The organism is Bradyrhizobium sp. P2_E8 (assembly GCF_056403875.1).
Map to the genome: position 1 here is coordinate 1 of NZ_JBFUES010000608.1, position 4,660 is coordinate 4,660.

The 4,660-nt window shown below is 62.1% G+C and carries 5 protein-coding genes and 1 pseudogene; all 6 read right to left on the minus strand.

Translation table 11 applies throughout. The features are described 5' to 3' along the window. Positions 1–1,404 (minus strand): annotated as a pseudogene (locus AC1D00_RS27750) (hypothetical protein); the annotation flags it as partial. A gap of 35 nt (positions 1,405–1,439) precedes the next feature. Continuing rightward, positions 1,440–2,420 carry a lysylphosphatidylglycerol synthase transmembrane domain-containing protein gene (locus AC1D00_RS27755; RefSeq protein ID WP_477012846.1) on the minus strand — a complete coding sequence of 327 codons (981 nt, stop codon included), beginning with the start codon at positions 2,418–2,420 and terminating at the stop codon, positions 1,440–1,442. Positions 2,421–2,482: 62 nt separating this feature from the next. Further along, the gene (locus tag AC1D00_RS27760) at positions 2,483–3,061 is read right to left on the minus strand and encodes a WbuC family cupin fold metalloprotein (RefSeq protein WP_477012847.1); all 579 of its coding nucleotides are present in this window, start codon (positions 3,059–3,061) and stop codon (positions 2,483–2,485) included. Then, entirely contained in the window at positions 3,039–3,704 is a 666-nt protein-coding gene (locus AC1D00_RS27765) for a class I SAM-dependent methyltransferase (protein WP_477012848.1), read from the minus strand. The genes AC1D00_RS27760 and AC1D00_RS27765 overlap by 23 nt, the downstream gene beginning before the upstream one ends. A gap of 25 nt (positions 3,705–3,729) precedes the next feature. Beyond that, positions 3,730–4,122 carry an LIC12192 family sporadic carbohydrate cluster protein gene (locus tag AC1D00_RS27770; RefSeq protein WP_135178074.1) on the minus strand — a complete coding sequence of 131 codons (393 nt, stop codon included), beginning with the start codon at positions 4,120–4,122 and terminating at the stop codon, positions 3,730–3,732. Further along, positions 4,115–4,660, minus strand: a 546-nt coding sequence (locus AC1D00_RS27775; protein ID WP_477012849.1) for a sporadic carbohydrate cluster 2OG-Fe(II) oxygenase, incomplete at its 5' end; no start/stop codon positions are given. The genes AC1D00_RS27770 and AC1D00_RS27775, both read right to left, overlap by 8 nt.

Genomic DNA, 4,660 nt, shown 5'->3' on the forward strand with positions numbered 1-4,660 from the left:
GATGAAGAGTCCCGCGGCCATGCCCGACGACGGCGTCCTGTGGGCCGAGGATCGACCGGGCAGAAGCTTCGAGTCGGCGTACGAAACAACGCATAATATCATCACGAGGAAAGCAGCGGCCTCGAAGACGGTGTTTACCTGTCGGGTCGCTGCCGTCAGTCCCGATCCAATGGAAAAATCGCTCACTCCAACGGACTGCGCCAGCACGAAATAGTCGAGGATGTCGAGGCTTCCGAATTGCGAAAACCGGTCGATCGACACGACATGCCGGAAGATCGAATAGGGATTGGTTGCCGGAATTCCGAGATAGACATAGTTGCTTGCAAAAGCGACGATGCACCCGCCGGCCGCGCCCAATCCTAGCGTCAGGCCCATGGCGATGCCCGATCGGTCGCGTTGGAGCGCCTTGGCAAGCACGCCCAAACCGGCGATCAAGAATGCGAAAACTGCATAAAGCGGATAAGTCAACGCGAATGCAAAGGCGCAAATCCCGGCGGCAAGCCTGTCTCTGCCTTTGCACGATCGCATGACGACCAGCAGGAAATAGAAGCAGAATGCCGCCGTCTGGAGATGGTACTTCCCAAATTCCATGACATGGAGACCGGAGTCCCACGCCAGCCCGAGGATCGCGACGCCGAGCGCCATTGGTATTGCCGCTTGATCCCATCCGGGTCCGAACGCCCGTAGCGGCATCAGCGTGCGGATGAGCTCGAAGATAACTGCGCCGATTCCGACGAAGTAGAGAAACGAAATGATCTGGGCGACATGGGGCGGGAGAAACGTCGCCAGCAGCAGATGTAGCCCGTTGCCGTGGCCGATCTCGAAGTCGGAGAAGATGGGATTGTCAGCCGCAAGCCAGACGCTGTGATTTCTTGCAACCTCTGCAAGATAGGGTGCGTAGAGCTGCTGAACGTCGGTCGAAATGACGTCAGGTATGACGGCGCGATCGAGGAAGACCGCTCCCAGAAGCCAGACGCCGAGCAGCAACATCGCGAGTGCAGCGTAGTTTATCTCGATCCGGCGTGGCGTTCTGAGGCTGCGTGTGTCCCACAGCAAGGCCGCGGCCATCAGCCCGAGAACGAGCTGCGGATACAGGATGGACATTGCGCCGAGTCCCAATCCGATCAGGATCAGCACAGCTGCCCCAAGGAAGAACTCATCGACGCGCCGGGCGGCTTCGTGCCTGATCAGTGCGTACGTCAGGCGCCCGGTGGCGATCACGACCCAGCCGAGATACGGTGTAAGAACGAGCCAAGAGACGACGTACGTCTGTGCGATCCAGCCGCCATCGAATATCAACGCGCGGTAGGTGCCGCTGCGATTCAGGCACGAGACGGAAAGCGCGGCCGGCGCAAGAATCAGGATCCGCCACCACCATGTCTCGACGATGGTGCGCAAGCGCACTGCCATCGCCTGATCTGATCCGCGGCTGACCATTGCTAGATCGACGCGGCGTCGGCCTGCTCGGCGATGGCGCGGCTCTTGTCAGGGGTGAAATTGGCCCGCTCCGGAGCAAGCAGCCATACCAAACCGCCGAACAGTCCCACGGTCAGGGCGCCGAGACCCAGCAAGACCGATATCGCGAGCGCCTTGTCGGAGGAAATTCCCGCCAGGCTGAGCGCGCCAACCATCGCCCCCTCGCGAACGCCCCATCCTCCGATTGAGATCGGGACCGCGGACGACAGAATGACAAGTGGGACGAGAACGAACGCGTCGAGCGCGGAAAGTTGCGCCTCCATTCCGATCGCGAGGAAATAACAGGCTGCGACCGTGATCAGATGGATGAGGACGGCTGATACGATCAACGTTCCGCGCCCCTCGCTCGCCAGCAACGGAGCCCTGACGAGCATCGCGAATTGTACGATCCTGGCCGGCAGCGCCGCGATCATGCGAGATGGCCACCAATCCAGCGTGGCCAGGGCGATCGTGCCGAGGCATGCAAAAACGAGAACGATAACGATCGCGGAAAGGAGCGAGTTGTCGCTGATCCGTGGCAGCAGGAACGGCAATCCTGCCAATAAGACGGCGCCAAGCGCCAGCAGCCCGATGAAGCGATCGGCGACGATGCTGCTGATCGTTTGCGACCATTGCACGCCATTCCGCCGCAACATCCAGATCCGGACCGCATCACCGCCGGCGGGCAGCACCTGATTGAAAAAGGTGCTGACGATGAGAATCCGCCAGCCCGCCAGCCAATCCAGTGGCACGCTCATCGCGCGGAGGATCAGCATCCACCGGTGACAGAGCACGAAAGTCTGGGCGAACAGCAGCAACACCGCGAGCGCCAGCATCTCCAGTTTGACGGCGAGAAGATCGGCCTTCAGGGATGACAGGTCCTGGCCACGCAGGAGCCATGCGAGGATTCCGATCGAGACAGCGAACTTGACGAGGGTCGCCAATGCTTTTGCGGGCTGCTTCATCGGCTAGTTTCGTCCTCGATCATTCACGGTGGCATAGTCGAGCAGCGATAGCGGGTCGAGGTCTATTTGCGGGCCAGATGCTCCGCGGCGAGCGCGCCAGTCTTTGTGACATAGTCCTGGACCGTGACGGCTTCGCTGCCATCCGGCGCCCAGTCGGGGAATGCCGTACGGGAGGGGTCGAAGGGACCGGCGGTGGTCTCGTGAAACACCAGCCATTCCGAGGTGATCAGGATCGAGTGGAAGACCTGTTCGGGCATCCGGTAGTAGCAGCGCTTGCCCTGGCCGTATGGTGCCATCTCGAGCACGTCGCGAATGCGGCCGTCATCTTCGAAGATCACGACCTGCGCCGTACCCTCGATCACGTGAAACGATTCAGGTTTGCCAAAATGCTTGTGGGGCCGCACATAGGCCTCGCGATGATGCACGATCAGCATCTCGTGCAGGCCCGACGAGGGATCGGGATGCGTRCACAGCCGGCTGCGCAGGCGCGGGTTGCCGGCGGCGATGCGCTTCAGCTCCGCGATCGTGGCATCGTCCGCCGTGACGATGGCGTCGTCCGAATAGTACACTTCCGGATTCTGCGCACGCAGCGAGGTCGGCCGGCCCAGACCGGCCGTCTCATTCGAAGAAGATGAACCCATGGTCGCCTCGATACCCGCATTGGTCGTAGATCCAGGCCCAAGTTTCCGGACCGTGGAAGCTCAGGCAGGTGAGCTGCCAGTAGAGGAGATTTGCCTTCTCGCGCTCGTTGCGGAACGATTCCACCATCAGATATTTCGAGGCGCCGCGTCCGACACGCTCGATCTCCGACGCTGCGCGGAAGACGTCCTCGAGCGGAAGGTTGTGCAGCACGCCGAGCGACACCACGAGATCGAAGCTGTGATCGGGGTAGGGCAGCTCGACGGCGCTGCCGACCTTCAGGTGCGGCCGCACCTCCTCCTTGGCGTTGGCGATGCCATATTCGGAGACGTCGATGCCCGCGATCGTGAGGTCGGGGACGAGTTGGGTGAACTCGTAGAGCAGATAGCCCTTGCCGCAACCGACATCGAGCACGCTCATGCCCGGCTTGATGCCGTAGCGGTCGATCAGGGTCTGGGCGAGCGGGCGCCACCTTCCGTCGTAGCGATAGCCGCCATAGCCGTAACGGCGGTCGCCGTCCCAGTAGTCTCGCCCCCATTGCCGCGCCACGGTGGCGGATTCGGCCTTGTCATGCTCGACCACGCGCTGAACGTAGTTCCGCTTGGTCGATGCGTGCATCTGCTGGAGCAGGTTGATCTCGGTCATGATCGTCGACCGGTCCGCGACATCGTCACAGGATGGTCGCGAATTTATTGACGAGCAGGATGTCCTCGACGGCCTGAATGCCGTCCCGCGACGAAAGCGTGATCTCCTCGACGGCTGCGTGAAGATCGCAGCCCTCGCGCAGCACGCGGTCGTAGATCTCCCGCCGTCGAGCCTCCTCGGGCGGCAGCATGAAGATGCTGTAGAGGATCAGGCCGTTCAAGCGGGGCAGCTCGTCCAGGATGTCCTCGAGCACCATGTAGCTGCCGGGCATGATGTGCTCGACGGCGCTGAGCAGGTATTGCAGGTTCTTCCGCCGCGCGTAGTCGCGGATCACGATGTTCTGGACGTGCTGCGGGGAGCGGCTGCCGTTCAGCGGCCGGGCGCCGATGTAGCCGCGATGGCCGGCTCGCTCAGCCATGGAAGCCTCCCGGCAGCTTGTATTGCATGCCGACCCGTGTCGCCGGGCGCAGCAGGATCGGCTCGAAGAACTCGCCGAAGCGCTTGTCCGCGTAGGGCGACATGATGCTCTTGAACCGGCAGTTCATGCTCCAGCGCGTGCCGGGCTCCTCGTTGATGCGATTACCGTGCATCAGGGTCTGGTTGAACAGCATCACGTGACCGTAGGGAATCTCGATGAAGGTCGCGTGCGGCTTGATCGTCTTGTACAGCTCCTCGGCGCTGCGCAGGCTCGCCATCCGATCCTGCATGTCGCCGTTCAGGGACGGGGGCAGCAGATACATCGCTTTAGTGCGGTGGACGTCCACCAGCGGCACCCACACCACGACCTCGAACGGCGAGTCGCCCGACCAGACATCGGAGTGGGTGGCGAGCAGCGAGGAATCGTCGCCGGGCATCTGGATGCTGAGGTTGACGCGGCGCTGCATGCAGAGCTCGTTGCCGACGATGGTTTCGATCGTCGAGCGGGCGAGACGGAAATAGGTCGGCCGGAACCAGGG

Bases quoted from the DNA above. Each gene is read 5' to 3' on its own strand.
- AC1D00_RS27765 (WP_477012848.1), bottom strand. From the start codon at position 3,704: ATGACCGAGATCAACCTGCTCCAGCAGATGCACGCATCGACCAAGCGG.
- AC1D00_RS27755 (WP_477012846.1), bottom strand. From the start codon at position 2,420: ATGAAGCAGCCCGCAAAAGCATTGGCGACCCTCGTCAAGTTCGCTGTC.
- AC1D00_RS27770 (WP_135178074.1), bottom strand. From the start codon at position 4,122: ATGGCTGAGCGAGCCGGCCATCGCGGCTACATCGGCGCCCGGCCGCTG.